The sequence below is a fragment of the Streptomyces sp. NPDC006335 genome (genome assembly GCF_040612795.1).
Taxonomy (GTDB): Bacteria; Actinomycetota; Actinomycetes; order Streptomycetales; family Streptomycetaceae; genus Streptomyces.
Map to the genome: position 1 here is coordinate 492,697 of NZ_JBEXQX010000002.1, position 21,603 is coordinate 514,299.

Genomic DNA, 21,603 nt, shown 5'->3' on the forward strand with positions numbered 1-21,603 from the left:
CCGGGCGCGAGTCCAGCATGGTATGTGTGGGAAAAGAGGTTCCTACCCACCTCAAAACACATCCATGCGTCGAGCGGCCAAATTTTCTGCCCCCTGCGGGTTGAAGTTTTGTTGATCGCGGGTCGGTTGGTCGCCCCGGCGTCCTACCCTTTAGAGGGTGAAGCAACTGATGTCACTGGAGTCCGAGGTCGATCTGCCCGGGGAAGCCGTGCTTCCCGGCGTGCTGAGCGAGGAACTGCACGCCGAGCTCGTACTGTTCCGACGCGACCTGCACATGCACCCGGAGCTCGGCAACCAGGAGTTCCGAACCACCGCGGCGATCAAGGAACGGCTGGAGAGGGCCGGGCTGAAGCCGCGCGTGCTGGCCGTAGGGACCGGGCTCGTGTGTGACATCGGGGAGTGGGACGGGGAGCGGCCCATGCTCGCCCTGCGCGCCGACATCGACGGCCTGCCCATCCCGGACATGAAGACCGAGTGCGCGTACCGGTCGACCGTGCCGGACAGGGCGCACGCGTGCGGGCACGACGTGCACACGACCGTGGTGCTGGGGGCCGGGCTCGTCCTCGCCGACCTGCACAAGCGGGGGCTGCTGCCGCGGCCCGTGCGGCTGGTCTTCCAGCCCGCCGAGGAGGTGCTGCCCGGCGGTGCCGCCGACGCCATCGACTGCGGGGTGCTGGAGGGGGTCGGCAAGATGCTCGCCGTGCACTGCGACCCGCGGGTCGACGCCGGGAAGATCGGGCTGCGGACCGGGGCGATCACTTCCGCGTGCGACCGCCTGGAGATCTCCCTCGACGGGCCCGGTGGGCACACCGCCCGCCCGCACCTCACCACCGACCTCGTCACCGCCGCCGCCCGCGTCGTCACCGACGTGCCCGCGATCGTCGGCCGGCGCGTCGACACCCGCGCCGGGCTCGCCGTGACCTGGGGGCGGATCGAGTCGGGGCACGCCCCGAACGTCATCCCGCAGCACGCCGAGCTCTCCGGGACCGTGCGCTGCCTGGACATCGACGCCTGGCGGCAGGCGCCGGACATCGTCGTGGCCGCGATCGACGAGGTCGCCAACCTGCACGGGGCAAAGTCCGAGATCAACTACGTGCGGGGCGTGCCGCCGGTCGTCAACGACGCGGACGTCACCGACCTGATCCGCGAGGCCATGACCGCCCGGCGCGGCGCCGACTCCGTCGAGAGCACCGAGCAGAGCCTCGGCGGCGAGGACTTCTCCTGGTACCTCCAGCACGTCCCCGGTGCCATGGCCCGCCTCGGGGTGCGCACCCCGGGGGAGCGGACCGTGCGCGACCTGCACCAGGGCGACTTCGACGCCGACGAGTCCGCGATCACCGTAGGTGTGGAGATGTTCACGGCCGCGGCCCTGCTCGACGCCGCGCAGTGATCCGACGGTGACGGAACGGCCCCTGTAGGGCCGTTCCGCCGACCGGCGCAACAGTGTCGTAAGCCAATCGTGCGCACATCGAAATCCCGGTGTGCGAGGGCCGTAGAGCCTCAGTTCAGACGCTGTTTGCCTCGAATCGATAACGGCTTCGGAAGAGGTCTGTTTCCGACATCTACGCGCGTTACGATGCCGCGAAGCCAACGCCGCAGGGGCGTACAGGCCCGAGCACTGGCATGGTGCTCACATGAAGCGCCGACGAGGCGCTCAGGTCAGGTGAAGGAGCCTCCCGTGCGCCGGGTAGCCAAGCTTTCCGCTGCGTGTATCGCCACCGCAGCTCTCGCACTGACTGCCACCGCTTGTGGCAGCACCTCCTCCGAGGACGACAGCTCTTCCTCCGCCTCCGCGGGCAGCGGCAAGGGCGGCATCAAGATCGGCCTCGCCTACGACGTCGGCGGCCGTGGTGACCGCTCCTTCAACGACTCCGCCGCGCGCGGTGCCGACAAGGCGGAGAAGGAGTTCGGCGGTTCCATCAAGGAGCTCACCGCCAAGAGCTCCGACACCGAGGCCGACCGCGAGCAGCGCCTGACCGACCTGGCGGACGCCGGCTACAACCCGATCGTGGCCGTCGGCTTCTCCTACGCCACCTCGGTCGACAAGGTCGCCGCGAAGTACCCGAAGGTCAGCTTCGGTCTCATCGACTCGGTCGCGACCGCCAAGAACGTCGACAGCATCACCTTCACCGAGGAGCAGGGCTCCTACCTCGCCGGTGTCGCCGCGGCGCTGAAGTCGAAGAAGGGCCACGTCGGCTTCATCGGCGGTGTGGACACCCCGCTGATCAAGAAGTTCGCCGCGGGTTACGTCCAGGGCGTCAAGGACACCAAGCCCAGCGTCAAGGTCGACGTCCAGTACCTGACCCACGGCTCCGACCTGTCCGGCTTCGCCAGCCCCGACAAGGGCAAGGAAGCCGCGTCCGGCCAGCTCGACAACGGCGCCGACGTGATCTACACCGCGGCCGGCTCCTCCGGCAACGGCGCCATCGAGGCCGTCTCCGCCGTCAAGGGCGCCTGGGCCATCGGCGTGGACTCGGACCAGTACAACATCCCCGGTCTGAGCAAGTACAAGAACTCGATCCTGACCTCGATGGTCAAGAACGTCGACACCGGCGTCTACGACTTCGTCAAGTCCGTGCACGAGGGCAAGCCGCTGACCGGCAACCAGGTCTACTCGCTCGCCAAGGACGGCGTGGGCCTCGCCACCAGCGGTGGCTTCATCGACGACATCCAGCCGCAGCTGGACGCCGCGAAGAAGAAGATCGTCGACGGCACCGTCAAGGTCAAGACCAGCTGACCTGACGGTTCCCGCCGGAACCCGGGCTCGGCGAGGGGGCCTCGACAACCCCCTCGTCGGGCCATAACAATGTGTCAACTCTACGCGTGTAGCACGGAGTTGCCGCGCTAGCGTCGCCGACGCCTGCCCTCCCCTACGCAGCCCCTTTTCCCCGAGGAGAGTGCGCCATCAACGCGTCCAGCCCTCCCGCTGCCGTCGAACTGCGCGGCATCACCAAGCGATTCCCCGGCGTCGTCGCCAACAAGGACATCGACATCACCGTCCGCACGGGCACCGTGCACGCCCTGTGCGGTGAGAACGGTGCCGGCAAGTCCACCCTGATGAAGATCCTCTACGGCATGCAGCAGCCGGACGAGGGCACCATCACGGTGAACGGCGAGACGGTCACCTTCCACACCCCCGCCGACGCCATCGGCCGCGGCATCGGCATGGTGCACCAGCACTTCATGCTCGCCGACAACCTCACCGTCCTGGAGAACGTCGTCCTGGGCGCGGAGAAGCTGTACGGCATCGGCGCCAAGGCCCGCGCGAAGATCAGGGAGATCTCCGACGCGTACAGCCTGAACGTCCGCCCCGACGTCCTGCTGGAGGAGCTCGGTGTCGCCGACCGCCAGCGCGTGGAGATCCTCAAGGTCCTCTACCGCGGCGCCAAGACGCTGATCCTCGACGAGCCCACCGCCGTCCTCGTGCCCCAGGAGGTCGACGCCCTCTTCGACAACCTGCGCGAGCTCAAGGCGGAAGGCCTCACGGTCATCTTCATCTCGCACAAGCTGGGTGAAGTCCTCTCCGTGGCCGACGAGATCACCGTCATCCGGCGCGGCACCACCGTCGGCACGGTCGAGCCCGCGGGCACCACCCCCAAGCAGCTCGCCGAGCTCATGGTCGGCAGCGAACTGCCCACCCCGGAGACCGAGGAGTCCACGGTCACGGACGTCCCGCTGCTGAAGCTGGACGGCCTGCGCCTGGCCCAGACCGACCTCGACGGCGTCGAGCGGATCATCCTCGACGACATCTCCTTCACCATCCACAAGGGCGAGGTCCTCGGCATCGCCGGCGTGGAGGGCAACGGCCAGTCCGAACTGGTCGAGGCCATCATGGGCATCCGCACCCCCGACTCCGGCACGGTCACCCTCGACGGCACCGACATCTCCCACGCCCCCACCCGCCGCCGCCGCGAGGCCGGCGTCGGCTACATCCCCGAGGACCGCCACCGCCACGGCCTGCTCCTCGAGGCCCCGCTGTGGGAGAACCGCATCCTCGGCCACGTCACCGAGAAGCCCAACTCCCGCGGCCAGCTCCTGGACATCGGGGCGGCCCGCACCGACACCGAGCGCATCATCCAGGCGTACGACGTCCGCACCCCCGGCATCGACGTCACCGCCGCCTCGCTGTCCGGCGGCAACCAGCAGAAGCTGATCGTCGGCCGCGAGATGAGCCACGCGCCCAAGCTGCTCATCGCCGCCCACCCCACCCGCGGTGTGGACGTCGGCGCGCAGGCCGCGATCTGGGACCACATCCGCGAGGCCCGCCGCGAGGGCCTGGCCGTGCTGCTGATCTCCGCCGACCTGGACGAGCTCATCGGCCTGTCCGACACCCTGCGGGTGATGTACCGCGGCCGACTGGTCGCCGACGCCGACCCCGCCACCATCACCCCCGAGGAGCTGGGCTCCGCCATGACCGGTGCCGCCACCGGCCACCTGGAGCACGCAGAGGACTCCGCAGCGGACCACGAGGACGACGCCCGATGAACAAGCTGACCCAACGCATCGACAAGGAGCGGCTGCTCCTCGGCATCGCGGCCCCGCTGCTCGCGGTCGTCGCCGCGCTCGTCGTCACCACCCTGGTGATCCTCGCCACCGGCAAGAACCCGGGCGCCGCCTTCAGCGACATGCTGACCTACGGCTCCGCCAGCGACAGCCAGGTCTACATCCTCAACAAGGCGACGACGTACTACCTGGCGGGCGTCTCGGTGGCCATCGGCTTCCGGATGAACCTGTTCAACATCGGGGTCGACGGCCAGTACCGCATCGCCGCGTTCTTCGCCGCCGTCCTCGGCGGCGCGCTGACCACGCCGGGCTGGATCTCCATCCCGCTGATCATCCTGTGCGCCATGGGCACCGGCGCCGTGTGGGCGGCCATCGCGGGCGTCCTCAAGGTGACCCGCGGAGTCAGCGAGGTCATCTCCACGATCATGCTGAACTCGATCGCCACCGCGATCATCGCCTACCTGCTCCAGCCCGGGAAGCTCGCCGAGCTCCAGGCCGGCGGCACGGTCGTCTCCACCAAGCCGCTGCCCGAGTCGTCGTACTTCTTCCAGATCGACACCGGCGCCGCGGGCGAGCTGTGGGGCTTCATCGTGATCGCCGTGATCGTCGGCATCGCGTACTGGTTCATCCTCGGCCGCACCCGCTTCGGCTTCGACCTGCGCACGGTGGGCCAGTCCGAGAGCGCCGCCGCCGCGAGCGGTGTGTCGGTGAAGAAGATGGTCGCCACCAGCATGGTGATCTCGGGCGCGGTGGCCGGTCTGATCGGCATGCCGACCCTGCTCAACGACAGCCACCAGTTCAGCAACGACTTCCCCGTGGGCATCGGCTTCACCGGTATCGCCATCGCCCTGCTCGGCCGCAACAACCCGGTCGGCATCGCGCTCGGCGCCCTGCTCTGGGGCTTCCTGGAACGCACCACCAACCACCTGGAGTTCGAGGGCTACGACAAGGAGATCCTCGGCGTGATCCAGGGCGTCATCGTCCTGTGCGTCGTCATCGCCTACGAGGTCGTACGCCGTTACGGACTCAAGCGCCAGCAGCAGCGGGTCGGCGCCGAGCTCGCCGCCCAGGCCGCAGCCCCGACCCAGAAGCAGGAGGTGGCGTGATGACTGCCACGATGACCGACACGCCGCCCCCCGCGGCACCCAAGGCGGACACCGCCACCCGGTCGGGCCGCTCGCTCGGCCAGATCCTCATGATCGTCGCCGGTGCGCTGCTGCTCATCGCCGCGGTCCGGGTCATCTCCGGCTCCGACCAGCTCACCTCCGAGGGCCAGGTCTCCGCCGCCCTCAGCCTCGCCGTGCCGATCGGCCTCGCCGGTCTCGCCGGTCTGTGGTCCGAGCGCTCCGGTGTGGTCAACATCGGCCTCGAAGGCATGATGATCCTCGGCACCTTCGGCGCCGGCTGGATCGGCTGGCAGTCCAGCCCCTGGCTCGGCCTGCTGTGCGGTGTCGGCTTCGGCGTCCTGGGCGGTCTGCTGCACGCGGTCGCCACCGTCACCTTCGGTGTCGACCACATCGTCTCCGGTGTCGCGATCAACCTGCTCGCGCTCGGCACCACCCAGTACCTCGCCAAGCTGTTCTTCGTGGACGGCAAGGCGGCGGACGCGGGCGGCAACCCCAAGCAGTCCCCGCCGGTGGACTCCCTGCCCAACTTCGACGTCCCGGGCCTGTCCAGCGGGCTGCACTCCATCGAGAACCACCACTGGTTCCTGATCTCCGACATCGCCGGCATCCTCGGCGGCCTGGTCACCGACCTGTCCGTGGTGACGGTCCTGGCGGTCGTGCTGTTCGTCGGCAGCTGGTGGCTGCTGTGGCGCACCCCGTTCGGCCTGCGGCTGCGCTCCTGCGGTGAGAACCCGATCGCCGCCGAGTCCCTCGGCGTCAACGTCTACAAGTACAAGTACATGGCCGTGGCCGTCTCCGGCGGCCTCGCCGGCCTCGGCGGCGCCTTCCTGGCGCTGGTCACCTCGCACACGTACCTCGAGGGCCAGACCGGCGGCCGCGGTTACATCGGTCTCGCCGCCATGATCTTCGGCAACTGGCGGCCCGGCGGACTCGCCATGGGCGCGGGCCTGTTCGGCTACTCCGACGCGCTCCAGCTCCGCAACGGCGGCGAGACCGTCCACGCGCTGCTGCTCCTGCTGTTCGTGCTGCTCCTGGCGATGGCCGGCTGGAAGCTGTACAAGAAGGCCATGGTCCAGGGCGTCATCAGCGCCGTCGTGGCCGCGGGCGTCCTGGTCTGGTACCTGACCACCGACGAGGTCCCCAGCGACTTCGTGGGCGCCACCCCGTACGTCGTCACGCTGCTGGTGCTGTCGCTGTCCGCGCAGCGCCTGCGGATGCCCAAGGCGGACGGCATGCGCTACCGCAAGGGCCAGGGCAAGTGACCGCCCGGTCCGACGTCGACTGGGAGTCGCTGCGCGAGCGGGCCCGGGACGCCATGTCCCGGGCGTACGCCCCGTACTCCGGCTACCCGGTCGGCGTGGCCGCCCTCGTCGACGACGGCCGTACCATCACCGGCTGCAACGTCGAGAACGCCTCCTACGGCATCGGCCTGTGCGCCGAGTGCGGTCTGGTCTCGGAACTGCACAACACCGGGGGCGGCCGCCTCACCCACTTCACGTGCGTGGACGGCCGGGGCGAGATCCTCGTCCCCTGCGGCCGCTGCCGCCAACTGCTGTACGAGTTCGGCGGCCCGGACCTGCTCCTGGAGACACCGGCGGGGATCCTGCCGTTGTCCGAGATGCTCCCGCAGGCCTTCGGGCCGGAGCACCTCACCAAGTAATCCCCGGAAGGAAAGCCCTGCATGGCCATGGACGCCATCTCCGTCATCCGCACCAAGCGGGACCGCGGTGAACTCAGCGACGAGCAGATCGACTGGGTCATCGACGCGTACACCCGCGGGGAGGTCGCCGACGAGCAGATGTCCGCGCTCGCGATGGCGATCCTGCTCAACGGCATGAACCGCCGCGAGATCGCCCGCTGGACGGCGGCGATGATCGCGTCGGGCGAGCGCATGGAGTTCTCGTCGCTCTCCCGTCCCACGGCCGACAAGCACTCCACGGGCGGCGTCGGCGACAAGATCACGCTCCCGCTGGCCCCCCTGGTGGCGGCCTGCGGCGCGGCCGTGCCCCAGCTCTCGGGCCGCGGTCTCGGCCACACCGGCGGCACGCTCGACAAGCTGGAGTCGATCCCCGGCTGGCGCGCGCTGCTGTCGAACGAGGAGATGCTGAACGTCCTCGACACCACCGGCGCGGTGATCTGCGCCGCGGGCGACGGCCTGGCCCCGGCGGACAAGAAGCTGTACGCCCTGCGTGACGTCACCGGCACGGTCGAGGCGATCCCGCTGATCGCCTCCTCGATCATGTCGAAGAAGATCGCGGAGGGCACCGGTTCGCTGGTCCTGGACGTCAAGGTCGGCACCGGCGCCTTCATGAAGACCATCGAGGACGCGCGGGAGCTGGCGTCCACGATGGTGGGCCTGGGCACGGACCACGGCGTGAGGACGGTCGCGCTCCTGACGGACATGTCGACCCCGCTCGGCCTCACGGCCGGCAACGCCCTCGAAGTCCGCGAGTCGGTCGAGGTCCTGGCGGGCGGTGGCCCCTCGGACGTCGTGGAGCTCACCCTCGCACTGGCCCACGAGATGCTGGCGGCGGCGGGCATCCGCGACGCCGACCCGGCGAAGGCGCTGGCCGACGGCTCGGCGATGGACGTCTGGCGCCGGATGATCGCGGCGCAGGGCGGCGACCCGGACGCGGAGCTGCCGGTCGCCCGCGAACAGCACGTGATCAAGGCGGGGGCCTCGGGCGTCCTGACCCGCCTCGACGCGTACGGCATCGGCGTCGCCGCCTGGCGCCTCGGCGCGGGGCGTGCCCGCAAGGAGGACCCGGTGCAGGCGGGCGCGGGCGTGGAACTGCACGCCAAGCCGGGCGACACGGTGACCGAGGGCCAGCCCCTCCTCACCCTGCACACGGACACCCCGGAGCGCTTCGAGTACGCCCTCCAGTCGATCGAGGGCTCCTACGACATCGCGGCGCCGGGGACGGACTTCACGGCGTCGCCGGTGGTGCTGGAGCGTATTGCCTGAGCCGGACTTCCTTCGAGTGAACGGGATCGGTGCACCCGCACCGGTCCCGTTCCGTCATGTTGGCTCACCCCATGGATGCGCTCGCCGGCGACTACGTCATGGCCGACAGCGAGTGGGACGAACTGGTCTGGCTCTGGCGGCGTACGGATGTTCCCAAGGGCTGCCGAGTCGAGATCCTGGCAGGTCTGATCACCGTCACGCCCTACTCGGCCGGGACCCACCACGGCATCGTGGAGCGAATGCAGCGGCGCCTGTACGACGTGATCCCGGAAGGCTGGGGCATCTACCAGAGACTGCCCATGGCCGTGCCGTCCCAGCTCGGGCTCTACCTGCCCGACCTCGCCGTCGTCCCCCGGGAGGCGCTGCGCGCGGGCGACGACCTGGTGTCCGCCGGTTGTGCGGAACTGGTCGTGGAGATCACCTCGGAGACCACGGCACACCAAGACCGGACGACGAAGGCCGTCGGCTGTGCCCACGCCGGGGTCCCGCTCTACCTCCTCGTCGACCGCCTGGCCCCGGACGGACCCGCCATCACGCTGTACGGGCAACCACGGGACGGTGCCTACGAGTCCTCCGAGCCGACAGGTCCGGCGACCTGGTCACCCTGCCCGACCCGTTCGCCCTCACCATCGACGTCGGAGAATTCGTTCACCCCAACAGCGCCGCGACCACCACCAGCACCGGCACCGACACCACCGTCGACACCAGGATCGAGTCCCGGGCCAGGCGCTCGCCCACGCCGTAGGTCGACGCGTACGTGTACAGGTTCTGCGCGGCCGGCAGGGCCGATGTCACCACCACGTCGAGGAGCTGGGCCCCGTGCAGGCCGAAGACACCGGACGCCAGCGCCCAGGCCGCCGCGGGCTGCCCCACCGACTTCAGCGCGACCGAGAGCAGGACGAGCCGCCGGTCCGGGCCGCGGCCGGGCAGTGTGCTGCCGCACAAGGAGATGCCGAAGGCGAGCAGGACCGCCGGGACCGACATGCCCCCGATGAGGGTAAGGGGGTCCATGACGGGGGCGGGGACCTTCAGACCGGCCGCCGAGACCGCCACACCGGCCAGCGAACCCAGCGCGATCGGATTGCGCAGCGGGGTCAGCAGCCGTAGCCACAACGGGCTCTTCCCGCCCGCGCCCGACGCCAGGTCCAGGACCGTCAGCGCGACCGGCGTCACGCCCACGAGCTGGAACAACAGCACCGGCGCCACCAGCGAGGCGTCGCCCAGGACGTACACCGCGATCGGGATGCCGAGGTTGCCGGAGTTGACGTAGGACGAGCACAGCGCGCCGATCGTCGTACGGCCCAGCCCCCAGCCCCGTACGACACCCACCGCCACGAAGACGCCCGCCGCCGCTGCCGTGCTGAGCGCGGTCACCAGCAGGCGGCTGGAGAAGATCACCGACAGGTCGGCCCTGGCGAGCGTGGTGAACAGCAGGGCCGGGGACGCCACATGGAACGCCAGCTTGGTCAGGACCTCCCGGCCCTGGTCGCCGAGGTGGCCGCGCAGACCGATGAGATAGCCGACCCCGATCACCACCGCGATGACCGCGAAGCCGGTCAGCACTCCCTGCACGGGCACTCCTCAAGGGTGAGGAGGGCGTGGCGTATCCAGGGAGGTGCTGATGGGTGGCGCATACAGGCAACCCTCGGGGGCAGGCGGCACCCAGGTCAACGTGATCTCGCCCGCGGGGGAGAGGCGTCGGCCGATGAGTTACGCCGGCCCGCCAGGTCTACCGATCGTGGACGCCATGACACCCGCTGTACTCGTGTTGGCAGGCCCCGTCACCCGGGACGAGGTGGCGGGGCTGAGCGAGCAGGTCCGGGCACTGCTGCGGACGACCCGCGCCGGGGTCGTGGTGTGTGATGTCGCCGGGCTCGGGCCACCGGGGCTCGGCACCGTCGATCTGCTCGCCCGGCTCCAGCTCGCGGCCCGGCGCGCCGGGGGGCGGATCAGACTGCGCGACCCCGACCCCGGACTACATGCCCTCCTCGACCTCGTCGGCCTCCGCTTCGAGGTGGAGGGGCAGGCCGAACAGGGGGAACCAGCGCTGGGTGTCCAGGAAGAAGTGGAACCCGGTGAGCCGGCCGTCTGAGATCTCCAGCACCTGGACCGCCCACGGGGTGTGACCGCCCTTGTCCGGGTCCGGCTTGTACTGGGCGAACCCGGGCATGCCGTTGACCTGGACCGGCACCAGGCGGGAGCCCTCGCAGGCCGAGCCGAGGGTCGTCATGAAGCCCGTGATGTCGTCGTGGCCCGTCAGCCACAGGTCGAACGGCGGCATCGTCATGATGGCGTCCTCGTGCAGGAGGGCCGTCAGCGCCGTCATGTCGTACCCCTCGAACGCCTTCACATAGCGGTCCAGGAGTTTCTGCTGCTCCTCGTCCAGCGGGTCGGAGACGGCCGCGTCGGCGCCGTGCTCCTCCCGCTCGGCGAGGGTGGCGCGGGCCCGCTGGAGGGCGCTGTTGACCGAGGCGACGGAGGTGTCGAGGAGCTCGGCGACCTCGCTCGCCTTCCAGGCCAGCACCTCGCGCAGGATCAGCACGGCGCGCTGCTTGGGCGGCAGTTGCTGGAGGGCGGCCATGAAGGCGAGCCGCACGGTCTCCTTGGCGACCGCCGCCTCGGCCGGGTCCTCGACGGTCGGCAGGATGCGGTTGTCCGGCATCGGCTCCAGCCAGGTGTGGTCCGGGCGGGGGGAGAGGGCGGCCTGGGCGAGGGGCGTCGACTCGGTGAGGTCCATGGGGCGGGCGCGCTTGTTGCCCGCCGTCAGCATGTCCAGACAGACGTTGGTCGCGATCCGGTACAGCCAGGAGCGGAGGCTGGAACGGCCCTCGAACTTGTCGTAGCTCCGCCAGGCCCGCACCATCGTGTCCTGCACCGCGTCCTCGGCCTCGAAGGAGGAACCGAGCATGCGGTAGCAGTACCCCGTCAGCTCGGTGCGGTGCTTCTCGAGCCTGACGTCGAGCTCTGTCGTCGCCGTAGTGTCCGTCATCGTCCACCCACCCCTGTGGCCGTGCTGCGTCGCGCCTTTGCGCCCAGTACTCGGAAACTACCGCAGCCCACTGACAACGGCCCCTGGAGCGGACGAACACCCAGGTGGGAGGCCCTGTGCAGCACTCCCTCCGGACAAACCGATCCCCCCGGTCGACCGACCTCGACCGGGGGGAAGGGGGTACGTGCGGCTCAGGCCGTCGCGAGCCGCTGCTGGGTCCGGGCCGCACGTGTTCCGAGGACGGTGATCGACACGACGCCGAGCACCGCGAGGAGGCCGACCCCGACCGTTCCGGCCCAGCCGCCCGCGTGGAAGGCGAGCGCGCCGACCGTGCTGCCCGCGCTGGAGCCGATGTAGTAGGCGGACTGGTACAGGGCCGAGGCCTGGGCGCGGCCGTGGGTGGCCGTCTTGCTGACCGCCGAGGACGCCACCGCGTGGCCCGCGAAGAAGCCGCCGGTGATCAGCACCAGGCCCAGCAGGACCAGCCACAGGGAGCCGGAGAGGGAGAGCAGCAGGCCGGTCGCCGTCGTACCGCCCGCCGCGTACAGCGCGCCCCGGCGGCCCAGCCGCCCGACCAGGCGGCCCGCCGTGGACGCCGAGACCGTGCCCACCAGGTAGACCAGGAAGATCGAGCCGACGATGCCCTGGGGAAGCGAGAAGGGCGCCTCGGTCAGCCGGTAGCCGATCACCGTGTACACGCCGCCGAAGACCGTCATGAACAGCGCGCCGATGGCGTACAGGCGGCGCAGCAGGGGGTCGGAGAGGTGTGTGCGGACCGTGCCCAGCAGGACGGCCGGCTTCAGCGAGCCCGCCTTGAAGTGCCGCGGCGCCGGGAGCAGCAGCCGGAACGCCACCGCGCAGGCCACCGCGATCGCGCCGATCACCCCGACGGCCACCCGCCAGCCCCACTCCTGCGCGACCCAGCCGGTGATGACCCGGCCGCTCATCCCGCCGACGCTGTTGCCGGCGACGAACAGGCCGATCGCCGTGACCAGCGCCTTCGGGCGGACCTCCTCGGCCAGATACGCCGTCGCGGAGGCCGGCAGACCGGCCAGCGCCGCGCCCTGCACCGCCCGCAGCACGACCAGCGCGGTCAGCGAGGGCGCGAAGGGGACCAGGATCCCGACCGTCACCGCGACCGCCAGCGAGCCAGTCATGACCGTACGGCGTCCGAAGCGCTCGGAGAGGGCGCTCATCGGCAGCACGAACAGCGCCAGACCGCCGGTCGCCGCCGCCACCGTCCAGCTCGCCTCGCTCGCCGCGACCCCGAACTCGCCCGAGATCAGCGGGAGGAGGGCCTGCGTGGAGTACAGCAGCGCGAAGGTCGCGACACCGGCGAGGAACAGGGCGAAGCTCATCCGGCGGTAGCCGGGGCCGCCCGGGGTCAGACGGGAGTCGGCGGTGACGGGGACGGGGGATACGGCGCCCACGTGGGTGGACGCCTCGGTACTGGCAGGCATGCTTCGAAGCTACGTACGACCGCGCTCATCCGTCCAATGCATGGATTCGCCATAATCGTTCCCATGGAGCATCAGCAGAGGTCACAGCCGCGCCTGTCACCGTCCAGTGACACAGAAGACATGGTGACGTTGCTGGCCCCGCGGCTCGCCCACTTCGCCGGGGTCGCCCGCACCGAGCACGTCACCCGCGCCGCCCAGGAGATGGACGTACCCCAGTCGACGCTCTCGCGGGCCATGGTCCGCCTCGAACAGGACCTCGGCGTCGACCTGTTCGCCCGTATCGGCCGCACGGTCTCCCTCACCCCCGCCGGCCGCACCTTCCTCGTCTCCGTCGAACGCGCCCTCGCCGAGATCCGGCGAGCAGCCGACGAAGTCCGCGCCGACGCCGACCCGGCCACCGGCAAGGTCGCCTTCGGGTTCCTCCACACGATGGGTTCGGAGACCGTCCCGGGCCTGATCCGCGCCTTCCGCGCCGACCATCCCCGTGTCCGGTTCAGCCTGGTCCAGAACTACGGCGAGGCGATGATCGAACGTCTGCGCGCGGGCGAGCTGGACCTGTGCCTGACCTCCCCGGTCCCGGACGCCCCCGACCTCGTCGCCCGCCGCCTGGACGAGCAGAAGCTGCGGCTCGTGGTCCCCGCCGACCACCCCCTCGCCACCCGCAAGCGGGTACGCCTCGCCGAGGCCGCCGAGGAGTCCTTCGTCACCCTGGAACCCGGCTACGGCCTGCGCCGCATCACCGACGACCTCTGCCAGGAGGCCGGCTTCAAACCGAGGATCGCCTTCGAGGGGGAGGAGGCGGAGACGCTGAGGGGTCTGGTGGCGGCGGGCCTGGGAGTCGCCCTGCTGCCACCGCCCGCCTTCCCCCGCCCGGGCGTCGCGGAACTGACGGTCACCGCGCCGAGGGCGGCCCGCGAGATCGGCGTCGCCTGGCTCGACGGCCACCCGGACACCCCGCCGGTGGCCGCCTTCAAGAAGTTCCTGCTGTCGAGGCGGGGCAACCTGCTGCCCTGACCTACCGCCTACCGCCTACCGCCTACCGCCGACGCCCGAACCCGGAGGCGAGCGGCATCCGCAGCCCCAGCGGCGGGGGCGCGGCCAGCGCGTCCTGCACCGGCCGGGACAGCACCCGCCCGAACAGCGCCCCCATCACGAAGTCGACGGTGAGGGCCTGGACTTCGGCCCGGTACTGGTGCAGTCCGTGCCCGTCGGAGTGCACCTCGAACCGGCACACCTCCCGGTTCGCCTTCTTCGCCCGGGACGCGAGCCGGAACGACAACTCGGGGTCCGCCTGCTCGTCGTTGGTCCCGTGCACGATCAGCACCCGCCGCCCCACGAGCTGCCTGACCGGTTCGGGCGTGGCCGCCACATCCTCCTCGGGCAGCCAAGGAGCGACCGCGACCACGGAGTTGACCGCCTCGTGCCCGCCCGCGCGCAGTGCTGCCCGGCCGCCCATGTCGACACCGACCAGGGCCACGGGGACGTCGCCGTAACGCCGTACGACCTCGTCGGCGGCCCAGGTCGCGTCGTGCGCGAGATGCGCCTCGCCGCCGTTCCACCCGCGGTAGCGGTAGTGCACCAGGTGTGCCGCGAGCCCCTCGGCGTGCCCCGCGCGGGCGAGTCGTCGTCCCAACGCCCTTACGGCGGAGGGGAGTCGCATCGAGGCGGGTCTGCGCAAAGAGGTCTCGTCGCCGCCCGGGAGGAGCAGCACCACTCCGCTCACCGCCGCCGGCTCCGGGCCGAGTGTCCTGCCCAGTCGGGCGCTGCGAACCGGCGTCGCTTGCTGTGCCATGACAGAACAGTGTCAGAAGCCGCGGTGTACGACACGGGGCGGGGCGGTCACCGTTACGTATCGGCGGATTCGTACAACGGGCGCTCTACGCGCGTAGGAGTTACAGTGCCAGGATGACGAGCCAGACTGACCGGATGGGGAACTCCCCGAGCCCGGACCAGATCCGCCGGGCACCCAAGGTTCTGCTGCACGACCACCTCGACGGCGGGCTGCGCCCCGGCACGGTCGTCGACCTCGCCCGGGAGACCGGGTACTCCCAGCTCCCCGAGGACGACGCCGACCGGCTGGGCGTCTGGTTCCGCGAGGCCGCCGACTCCGGTTCGCTGGAACGGTACTTGGAGACCTTCTCGCACACCGTGGGCGTCATGCAGACCCGTGAGGCGCTGACGCGGGTGGCCGCCGAGTGCGCCGAGGACCTCGCCGCGGACGGCGTCGTCTACGCCGAGGTGCGGTACGCCCCCGAGCAGCACCTGGAGAAGGGGCTGACCCTCGAAGAGGTCGTCGAGGCCGTCAACGAGGGCTTCCGGGAGGGCGAGCGCAGGGCCAGGGCCGAGGGCCGCCGCATCCGGGTCGGCGCCCTGCTCACCGCCATGCGGCACGCGGCCCGCGCCCTGGAGATCGCCGAACTCGCCAACCGCTACCGCGACCTGGGCGTCGTCGGGTTCGACATCGCGGGCGCGGAGGCCGGCTACCCGCCCACCCGGCACCTCGACGCCTTCGAGTACCTGAAGCGCGAGAACAACCACTTCACCATCCACGCCGGGGAAGCCTTCGGGCTGCCGTCGATCTGGCAGGCCCTCCAGTGGTGCGGCGCCGACCGGCTCGGGCACGGTGTGCGCATCATCGACGACATCCAGGTCCACGAGGACGGCACGGTCAAGCTCGGACGGCTCGCCTCCTACGTGCGGGACAAGCGCATCCCGCTGGAGCTGTGCCCCAGCTCCAATCTCCAGACCGGGGCCGCGTCGTCGTACGCCGAGCACCCGATCGGACTCCTGCGGCGCCTGCACTTCCGGGCCACCGTGAACACCGACAACCGGCTGATGTCCGGCACCAGCATGAGCCGGGAATTCGAGCACCTTGTCGACGCGTTCGGTTATTCACTCGAAGACATGCAGTGGTTCTCCGTCAATGCGATGAAATCAGCGTTCATTCCTTTCGATGAACGACTCGCGATGATCAATGACGTCATCAAGCCCGGATATGCCGAGCTGAAGTCCGAATGGCTGTTCCAGCAGACCGCCTCCACCAGCGGTTCTGTGGCCGACGAGAACTGACCGGGGAAATTCTCGGGTGCGGAATGCGGGCGGGTGTTCACAAACCGTCCGCATTTCGATGTTTGCGGCGGGCGGGTTCCCGTGTTTACGGTCGTGGACCGCTGACATCCCGCAAACCCATTTCGAGGACGCATTTCATGAAGCAGTCTGCTGCCAAGACCCTCGGTGTCGCCGCCCTCGGTGCCGCCTTCGCCGCCGCCGGCGCGGGTGCCGCGAACGCCGCTCCGGCGGTCCCGGACGCCACCCAGGCGCTCGGCTCCGTCTCCCAGGGGCTCCCCACCGAGAACGTCACCAAGGCGCTGCCGGGTGCCGGCGACGCGCTGACGCAGGCCCAGCCGGCGGTCACCACCGGCCTCTCGGCCGCGCAGCCCGCCGTGGAGAAGGTCCTCGCCGACGGTCCGACCGGGCCCGTCGCCGGTCTCCTCGGCGGTCTGCCGGTCGGCCAGATCATCCCCGGCAGCGGTACCGGCCTCAACGGCCTGCCGCTCGGCTGAGTCCCGTCGCTCCTCGCACGCGCCGGTGGGGCGCATCCCGAGTTCACGGGGTGCGCCCCACCGGCGTACGTGCACAGGAGGTCACCAGGCGGTCTGCGCCTTGTCCTCCGAGGGGAACAGGATCCACAGCGCGATGTAGAGCAGGAACTGCGGGCCGGGCAGCAGGCAGGACACCAGGAAGATCACGCGCATCGTGGTCGCGGAGGTGCCGAAGCGCCGTGCCAGCGCGGCACACACTCCGCCGATCATGCGGCCGTTGGTGGGGCGGGCGAGGCGGGACATTGCGGCTCCTTCGTGAGCGTCGACGACGGTCCGGGTCCGAGTGACCCTTTCCAGCTGTCTTCAACGCTACGGAGACGAACGGCACAAAGCGTCGCTCTACGGTGCGATCCCGACCCTGGGAATCGTCGGGGTCCTACCCTGAGTCGGCTCCTCCTGGCGGGCCGTTGCGCTTCCGCGCCGCTCGTTCCTGCGGCGGAGCGAGTGCCGTACCGCCGGCACGACCACGAGGTGCGCGAGGGCGACGCCCGCGGTGTTCAGGAACAGGGAGTCGATGTCGACGACCTGGCCGGGGACGCCGGTCTGGAGCAGCTCTATGCCCAGGGAGATCAGCGCGCCCGCGGCGCAGGTGCGGATCAGGGAACCGACCGGGGACGCCCACAGGCGGCCGTGCACCATCGGGAGCAGCAAGCCGAGGGGGGCCAGCAGGGCGAGTCCCTCACCGATCCGGCGGGCCGCCTCCTGGCCGCCGAGGGCGAGGTCGGCGCGGATGCCGGCGAACGGGTGCAGGTTGGCGGGGACGACCCAGGGCACGTCCAGCGGACGCAGCGTGAGCCAGGCGACGAACGCGAGGTGTGCGACCAGGAGGGCACCTCCTGCCACACGGACGCGAAGGGCGGCATTGCCGCCGACGAAGCCTTGACGCTGCACGATCCCCTAGACGCCCCGCTCGGCACGATCGGTTCCGGAACACCCCGAGGTACCTGGGTGAGGTCTGTGCCACACGTGGTGGCCGCTCCCGCGTCAGCCGCCCGTCACCTCGGTCGACGGCGGCTGGTGGCTGCCCGGCTGGGCGCGCACCTCGTCCGTGCAGTCGTAGCGGCGCAGCGGTGCGGTCGTGGGGCCGCCGAGGACGACGGAGCCGTCACCCTCGGCCGCGGCCGAGTCGGAGAAGGTGCACACGACCTGGGCGAGGGCGTAGGCGGAGAGCTCGGTGGGCGGGGTGCTCAGCCGGAGCGTGTCCTCGGGGTCCCTCGGGCGCGGACCGCTGACGGTCGTGCCGCCGCGCACGTACGTCTGGTACCCGGCCTCCCGCTCGGCCGTCGACGGTGTCTCGGCGAGCTGGTCGAGGAGCCCCTGCGCGACGAGCACCCGCCGTTCGGAGTCGGCGGTCCCGTCCGGGACCCTGAGGCTCCGGTCGACGGCCACCAGGGACGCCCCGCACAGCAGGAACACCTGCACGGCCAGGCGCTGCGCGGCCTGCTCGGAGGCGTCCGGCTCGGACAGCGAACACCGCACCCGGGAGGGCGCCGGGCCGAAGTCGGTGGGCACCTCGGTGGGCCGGATCCCGCACCCGGCGACCAGCAGACCGAGCAGCGGGAGCGCCAGCAGCCGGCGCGCGGCCGGTCCGGTGCGCGGTGCCGCCGCCCGCCGCGCACGTCGTCCTCGCCGGTGCATCACGCCTGCCCCTTCTTCGCCCCGTCGTCGTCCTTCTTGGCCTCCGTGAGCTGTTCCGCCAGCGCCGAGGCGTCCCGCGGAATCCGCAGCGTGAAGACGGCGCCCCCGTCGGGGGAGTTCGCCGCGGTGATCTCGCCGCCGTGGATGTGGGCGTTCTCCAGGGCGATCGAGAGGCCGAGGCCGCTGCCCTCGGAGCGGGGGCGGGAGGCGCTGGCCTTGTAGAAGCGGTCGAAGACATGCGGCAGGACGTCCTCGGGGATGCCGGGGCCGTGGTCGCGGACCCCGATGACCACCTCGTCGTCCGCCGCGCGCACCGCCACCCGCACCGGGGAGCCGCCGTGCTTGAGGGCGTTGCCGATCAGGTTGGCCAGGATCACGTCGAGGCGCCGCGGATCGAGGCGGGCGTGGATGCCGCGCTCGGCGTCCAGCTCCACCGCGTCCAGCCACGCCCGCGCGTCGATGCACGCGGTGATCTGGTCGGCCACGTCGACGTCGTCGAGGACCAGCCGGGCCGTCCCCGCGTCGAAGCGGGTGACCTCCATCAGGTTCTCGACCAGGTCGTTGAGCCTGCGTGTCTCGCTGACCACCAGGCGCACGGCCGGCTCGATCATCGGGTCCATGGAGCCGGACTCGGCCTCCAGCTCCTCCTCCAGGATCTCCGTCACGGCGGTGATCGCGGTGAGCGGAGTGCGCAGTTCGTGGCTCATGTCCGCGACGAACCGCCGGGACGCGTCGTCGCGGGCGGCCATGTCGTCGACCCGCTTCTCCAGCGCCTCGGCCGCGTAGTTGAACGTCCGTGACAGATCGGCGAGTTCATCGGTGCCCGACACCCTCAGCCGGGTGTCCAGCCTGCCCTCGCCGAGCCGCCGGGCGGCGACCCCCAGCCGGTGCACCGGTTTCAGTACGGTCGTCGCGGCGGCCTGCGCGAGCAGCGCGGAGCCGATCAGGGCGAGCCCGGTGGCGATCCCCAGCGACCAGGCGAGGGAGTTGAGGTCCTTGGCCTCGGGCTCCAGGGACTTGAGCATGTACCCGGTCGGGCCGCCGCCGATCACGCGCGTGCCGGCGACCAGGTACGGGGTGTCGTGGACGACGGTCCGCTGCCAGTACAGGTGGTACGCGTACTTGTTGGCGGAGTCGACCTTCTGCTTCTCGTTCACCGCCTCGCGCAGCGACACGGGCACGTCCTGGAGCGTGAAGCCGTCCAGGGCGCCCGAATTGCCGTACACCTCCCCGCCCTTGGCGTCGGAGGCCACGAGCAGCACGCTGAACCGCTGGCTGCTGCCCGCCATCTGGCCCGCCGCCTGCTGGAGTTCGCCCTGGGTGGGGTCCTCCGGCAGGGCGCCCGCGCGGTTCTGCATCTCCTGCTGGAAGTCCCGCAGGACCGCGTCCTGGGCGCGGGTGAGCACCGCCTCGCGGTTGAGCCAGTAGGCGATCCCGGACGCGGACACGGCGGCGGTCAGCGCCACCAGGCCGAAGACGACGACCAGACGCAGCCGCAGGCTGGTGAAACGCAGCCGTGACCACACACCCTTGCGAGCCGCGAACCAACCGCGGAGCCCCCCTTGCGCTTCGGTCACTGAGGCGTGTCCAGCCGGTAGCCCACGCCCCGCACGGTACGGATCAGCGTCGGGGACGAGGGCACGTCCTCGACCTTGGCGCGCAGCCGCTGCACACAGGCGTCCACCAGGCGCGAGTCGCCGAGGTAGTCGTGCTCCCACACGAGCCGCAGCAACTGCTGGCGGGACAGCGCCTGGCCGGGCCGCCGGCTCAGCTCCAGCAGCAGCCTGAGCTCGGTCGGGGTGAGCTGGAGGTCCTCGCCGTTCTTCGTCACGGTCATGGCCGCGCGGTCGATGACGAGCGAGCCGAAGGACGCCGAGTCGTTGGACTCCCGCTCCCCGCGCCGCAGCACGGCCCGGATCCGGGCGTCCAGCACCCGGCCCTGCACCGGCTTGACGACGTAGTCGTCGGCGCCGGACTCCAGCCCGACCACCACGTCGATGTCGTCGTTGCGGGCGGTCAGCAGGATGATCGGCAACTGGTCCGTGCGCCGGATGCGCCGGCACACCTCGAACCCGTCGATGCCGGGCAGCATCACGTCCAGCACGATCAGGTCCGGCCGCTGCTCACGCAGCAGTTTGAGGCCGTCCTCACCGGTGGCAGCGGTGGCAACCCGGTGACCCTGGCGCGTGAGGCTCAGCTCCAGGGCCGTACGGATGGCGTCGTCGTCCTCGATCAGCAACAGGGAAGGCACGGGCTCATTCTGGCCCATGGAGGGGGTGCGGTACGACCTGTGGGGACACGCAGTCCGTACGGCACCCGTCCGTGGGTCCGCTGGGCAATTCCTGAGACGGATCCCTGTGACAGGTCTGTGACAGTCGGCGGACACGGCCATGAAGGTGCGTTGGCAGAGTTCTCGGCACAGGCAAGGAACCACCGCCTGAGCAAGCCGAACACCGGAAGTCCACGACGGGGGGCGCGAGATGAACACGCTGCACAGCATCAGCACCAGCGCAGTGGTCACGCGGCTGCACGACGTGAACGGGGGCCGGGGTTCCGAGAAGTCCGGTGCGGTGAGCGGGCGGGGGTGCGCTCGCGGCACCGGGCGTCAGCACACCGGGTACATGTCGGTGGTTGACACCTTCACGGGGGAATCGCACGGGGGATCGTCGTACAGGGAGGACACGGGGGAGCGTCGTTCGCTGTCGGAGGCGGAGTTCACCGCCTACGTCCAGGAGCGCCGCGCCTCCCTGTACGCCACCGCCTACCACCTGACCGGCGACCGCTTCGAGGCCGAGGACCTGCTCCAGAGCGCGCTGTTCTCGACGTACAAGGCGTGGGACCGGATCAGCGACAAGGCCGCGGTCGGGGGCTACCTCCGCCGCACCATGACGAACCTGCACATCAGCGCGTGGCGCCGCCGCAAGCTGAACGAATACCCGACCGAGGAACTGCCGGAGACGCCCGGCGACACGGACGCGATGCGCGGCACGGAACTGCGCGCGGTCCTGTGGCAGGCGCTCGCCCGGCTCCCCGAACTCCAGCGCACGATGCTGGTCCTCCGGTACTACGAGGGCCGCACCGACCCGGAGATCGCGGAGATCCTCGACATCAGTGTCGGCACGGTGAAGTCCAGCATCTGGCGGTCCCTGCGCCGCCTGCGCGAGGACGAGGTCCTCAGCTTCGGCCGTGACGAGGAGAACGCCTTCGGGGAGCTCGTCGCCTGAGGGTGGGGGGAAAGCAAGGGAACGGGGGACCAGGGGTACCGGCTGGGGGGCCGGTACCCGTGGGGGGGACCAACGGGGAACACGGGGGAAGCACC

At 70.7% G+C, this 21,603-nt stretch carries 21 protein-coding genes and 1 pseudogene; 13 read left to right on the top strand and 9 right to left on the bottom strand.

Features of this window, described 5'->3' with window-relative positions; genetic code table 11:
• Positions 1-169: 169 nt before the first annotated feature.
• From ABZ098_RS08200 to ABZ098_RS08235, 8 genes and pseudogenes are all read left to right on the top strand, one after another.
• On the top strand, positions 170-1,390 hold the full coding sequence (locus ABZ098_RS08200; RefSeq protein ID WP_356589351.1) for a M20 family metallopeptidase: 1,221 nt from the start codon (positions 170-172) through the stop codon (positions 1,388-1,390).
• Between the two features lie 288 nt (positions 1,391-1,678).
• Positions 1,679-2,737, top strand: a complete 1,059-nt coding sequence (locus ABZ098_RS08205) for a BMP family ABC transporter substrate-binding protein (RefSeq protein WP_356588447.1) — start codon at positions 1,679-1,681, stop codon at positions 2,735-2,737.
• 200 nt (positions 2,738-2,937) lie between these two features.
• Complete coding sequence (locus ABZ098_RS08210) at positions 2,938-4,485, top strand: ABC transporter ATP-binding protein (protein ID WP_356589353.1); 1,548 nt, start codon at positions 2,938-2,940, stop codon at positions 4,483-4,485.
• The gene (locus tag ABZ098_RS08215) at positions 4,482-5,609 is read left to right on the top strand and encodes an ABC transporter permease (protein WP_356588449.1); all 1,128 of its coding nucleotides are present in this window, start codon (positions 4,482-4,484) and stop codon (positions 5,607-5,609) included. Before ABZ098_RS08210 ends, ABZ098_RS08215 begins: the two co-directional genes overlap by 4 nt.
• Entirely contained in the window at positions 5,609-6,892 is a 1,284-nt protein-coding gene (locus tag ABZ098_RS08220) for an ABC transporter permease (protein ID WP_356588451.1), read from the top strand. The genes ABZ098_RS08215 and ABZ098_RS08220 overlap by 1 nt, the downstream gene beginning before the upstream one ends.
• Positions 6,889-7,290: a cytidine deaminase gene (locus ABZ098_RS08225; RefSeq protein WP_356588453.1), complete on the top strand. Its 402-nt coding sequence runs from the start codon at positions 6,889-6,891 to the stop codon at positions 7,288-7,290. The genes ABZ098_RS08220 and ABZ098_RS08225 overlap by 4 nt, the downstream gene beginning before the upstream one ends.
• 27 nt (positions 7,291-7,317) lie before the next feature.
• The gene (locus tag ABZ098_RS08230; protein ID WP_356589355.1) at positions 7,318-8,595 is read left to right on the top strand and encodes a thymidine phosphorylase; all 1,278 of its coding nucleotides are present in this window, start codon (positions 7,318-7,320) and stop codon (positions 8,593-8,595) included.
• Between the two features lie 98 nt (positions 8,596-8,693).
• Positions 8,694-9,146: pseudogene (locus ABZ098_RS08235) on the top strand (Uma2 family endonuclease); the annotation flags it as partial.
• A gap of 97 nt (positions 9,147-9,243) precedes the next feature.
• Here the strand turns inward: ABZ098_RS08235 and ABZ098_RS08240 are convergent.
• Entirely contained in the window at positions 9,244-10,167 is a 924-nt protein-coding gene (locus ABZ098_RS08240) for an AEC family transporter (protein ID WP_356588455.1), read from the bottom strand.
• A gap of 133 nt (positions 10,168-10,300) precedes the next feature.
• On the opposite strand from ABZ098_RS08240, the gene ABZ098_RS08245 reads away from it, so the two are divergent.
• Complete coding sequence (locus ABZ098_RS08245) at positions 10,301-10,687, top strand: STAS domain-containing protein (protein ID WP_356589357.1); 387 nt, start codon at positions 10,301-10,303, stop codon at positions 10,685-10,687.
• On the opposite strand, the gene ABZ098_RS08250 is transcribed toward ABZ098_RS08245, so the two are convergent.
• Together ABZ098_RS08250 and ABZ098_RS08255 are read right to left on the bottom strand one after the other, a co-directional pair.
• Positions 10,571-11,584: a sigma-70 family RNA polymerase sigma factor gene (locus ABZ098_RS08250; RefSeq protein ID WP_356588457.1), complete on the bottom strand. Its 1,014-nt coding sequence runs from the start codon at positions 11,582-11,584 to the stop codon at positions 10,571-10,573. The two genes, ABZ098_RS08245 and ABZ098_RS08250, sit on opposite strands and share 117 nt — an antisense overlap.
• A 191-nt stretch (positions 11,585-11,775) precedes the next feature.
• Positions 11,776-13,044, bottom strand: a complete 1,269-nt coding sequence (locus tag ABZ098_RS08255; RefSeq protein ID WP_356588459.1) for an MFS transporter — start codon at positions 13,042-13,044, stop codon at positions 11,776-11,778.
• 63 nt (positions 13,045-13,107) lie between these two features.
• Between ABZ098_RS08255 and ABZ098_RS08260 the strand changes: the two genes are divergently transcribed.
• Entirely contained in the window at positions 13,108-14,058 is a 951-nt protein-coding gene (locus tag ABZ098_RS08260) for a LysR substrate-binding domain-containing protein (RefSeq protein ID WP_356588461.1), read from the top strand.
• 22 nt (positions 14,059-14,080) lie between these two features.
• On the opposite strand, the gene ABZ098_RS08265 is transcribed toward ABZ098_RS08260, so the two are convergent.
• Positions 14,081-14,836, bottom strand: coding sequence for an alpha/beta hydrolase (locus ABZ098_RS08265; RefSeq protein WP_356588463.1), 756 nt, complete (start codon positions 14,834-14,836; stop codon positions 14,081-14,083).
• A gap of 113 nt (positions 14,837-14,949) precedes the next feature.
• Between ABZ098_RS08265 and ABZ098_RS08270 the strand changes: the two genes are divergently transcribed.
• Together ABZ098_RS08270 and ABZ098_RS08275 are read left to right on the top strand one after the other, a co-directional pair.
• A complete protein-coding gene (locus tag ABZ098_RS08270; protein WP_356588465.1) occupies positions 14,950-16,113 on the top strand; it encodes an adenosine deaminase in 1,164 nt (387 codons plus the stop codon).
• A 137-nt stretch (positions 16,114-16,250) separates the two neighbouring features.
• The gene (locus tag ABZ098_RS08275) at positions 16,251-16,607 is read left to right on the top strand and encodes an ATP-binding protein (RefSeq protein ID WP_356588467.1); all 357 of its coding nucleotides are present in this window, start codon (positions 16,251-16,253) and stop codon (positions 16,605-16,607) included.
• Between the two features lie 81 nt (positions 16,608-16,688).
• Here the strand turns inward: ABZ098_RS08275 and ABZ098_RS08280 are convergent, their stop codons facing one another.
• The 5 genes from ABZ098_RS08280 to afsQ1 all read right to left on the bottom strand — a co-directional run bounded on the left by ABZ098_RS08280 (position 16,689) and on the right by afsQ1 (position 20,535).
• Entirely contained in the window at positions 16,689-16,889 is a 201-nt protein-coding gene (locus ABZ098_RS08280) for a PspC domain-containing protein (protein ID WP_123762707.1), read from the bottom strand.
• A gap of 96 nt (positions 16,890-16,985) precedes the next feature.
• Entirely contained in the window at positions 16,986-17,537 is a 552-nt protein-coding gene (locus ABZ098_RS08285; RefSeq protein ID WP_356588469.1) for a VanZ family protein, read from the bottom strand.
• Between the two features lie 93 nt (positions 17,538-17,630).
• The gene (locus ABZ098_RS08290; RefSeq protein WP_356589359.1) at positions 17,631-18,284 is read right to left on the bottom strand and encodes a hypothetical protein; all 654 of its coding nucleotides are present in this window, start codon (positions 18,282-18,284) and stop codon (positions 17,631-17,633) included.
• Positions 18,284-19,861, bottom strand: a complete 1,578-nt coding sequence (locus ABZ098_RS08295; protein ID WP_356588471.1) for a HAMP domain-containing sensor histidine kinase — start codon at positions 19,859-19,861, stop codon at positions 18,284-18,286. Before ABZ098_RS08295 ends, ABZ098_RS08290 begins: the two co-directional genes overlap by 1 nt.
• Positions 19,858-20,535, bottom strand: a complete 678-nt coding sequence (afsQ1, locus tag ABZ098_RS08300; protein ID WP_053851936.1) for a two-component system response regulator AfsQ1 — start codon at positions 20,533-20,535, stop codon at positions 19,858-19,860. Before afsQ1 ends, ABZ098_RS08295 begins: the two co-directional genes overlap by 4 nt.
• Positions 20,536-20,764: 229 nt before the next feature.
• Between afsQ1 and ABZ098_RS08305 the strand changes: the two genes are divergently transcribed.
• Positions 20,765-21,508, top strand: coding sequence for a SigE family RNA polymerase sigma factor (locus tag ABZ098_RS08305; protein WP_356588473.1), 744 nt, complete (start codon positions 20,765-20,767; stop codon positions 21,506-21,508).
• The last annotated feature ends 95 nt before the right edge of the window (positions 21,509-21,603 follow it).

Coding starts and splice junctions, on each gene's coding strand:
- ABZ098_RS08260 (WP_356588461.1), top strand. CDS start 13,108: ATGGAGCATCAGCAGAGGTCACAGCCGCGCCTGTCACCGTCCAGTGAC.
- ABZ098_RS08200 (WP_356589351.1), top strand. CDS start 170: ATGTCACTGGAGTCCGAGGTCGATCTGCCCGGGGAAGCCGTGCTTCCC.
- ABZ098_RS08305 (WP_356588473.1), top strand. CDS start 20,765: ATGAACACGCTGCACAGCATCAGCACCAGCGCAGTGGTCACGCGGCTG.
- ABZ098_RS08230 (WP_356589355.1), top strand. CDS start 7,318: ATGGACGCCATCTCCGTCATCCGCACCAAGCGGGACCGCGGTGAACTC.
- ABZ098_RS08215 (WP_356588449.1), top strand. CDS start 4,482: ATGAACAAGCTGACCCAACGCATCGACAAGGAGCGGCTGCTCCTCGGC.
- ABZ098_RS08275 (WP_356588467.1), top strand. CDS start 16,251: ATGAAGCAGTCTGCTGCCAAGACCCTCGGTGTCGCCGCCCTCGGTGCC.
- ABZ098_RS08270 (WP_356588465.1), top strand. CDS start 14,950: ATGACGAGCCAGACTGACCGGATGGGGAACTCCCCGAGCCCGGACCAG.
- ABZ098_RS08280 (WP_123762707.1), bottom strand. CDS start 16,889: ATGTCCCGCCTCGCCCGCCCCACCAACGGCCGCATGATCGGCGGAGTG.
- ABZ098_RS08250 (WP_356588457.1), bottom strand. CDS start 11,584: ATGACGGACACTACGGCGACGACAGAGCTCGACGTCAGGCTCGAGAAG.
- ABZ098_RS08255 (WP_356588459.1), bottom strand. CDS start 13,044: ATGCCTGCCAGTACCGAGGCGTCCACCCACGTGGGCGCCGTATCCCCC.
- ABZ098_RS08245 (WP_356589357.1), top strand. CDS start 10,301: ATGAGTTACGCCGGCCCGCCAGGTCTACCGATCGTGGACGCCATGACA.
- ABZ098_RS08220 (WP_356588451.1), top strand. CDS start 5,609: ATGACTGCCACGATGACCGACACGCCGCCCCCCGCGGCACCCAAGGCG.
- ABZ098_RS08265 (WP_356588463.1), bottom strand. CDS start 14,836: ATGGCACAGCAAGCGACGCCGGTTCGCAGCGCCCGACTGGGCAGGACA.
- ABZ098_RS08290 (WP_356589359.1), bottom strand. CDS start 18,284: ATGCACCGGCGAGGACGACGTGCGCGGCGGGCGGCGGCACCGCGCACC.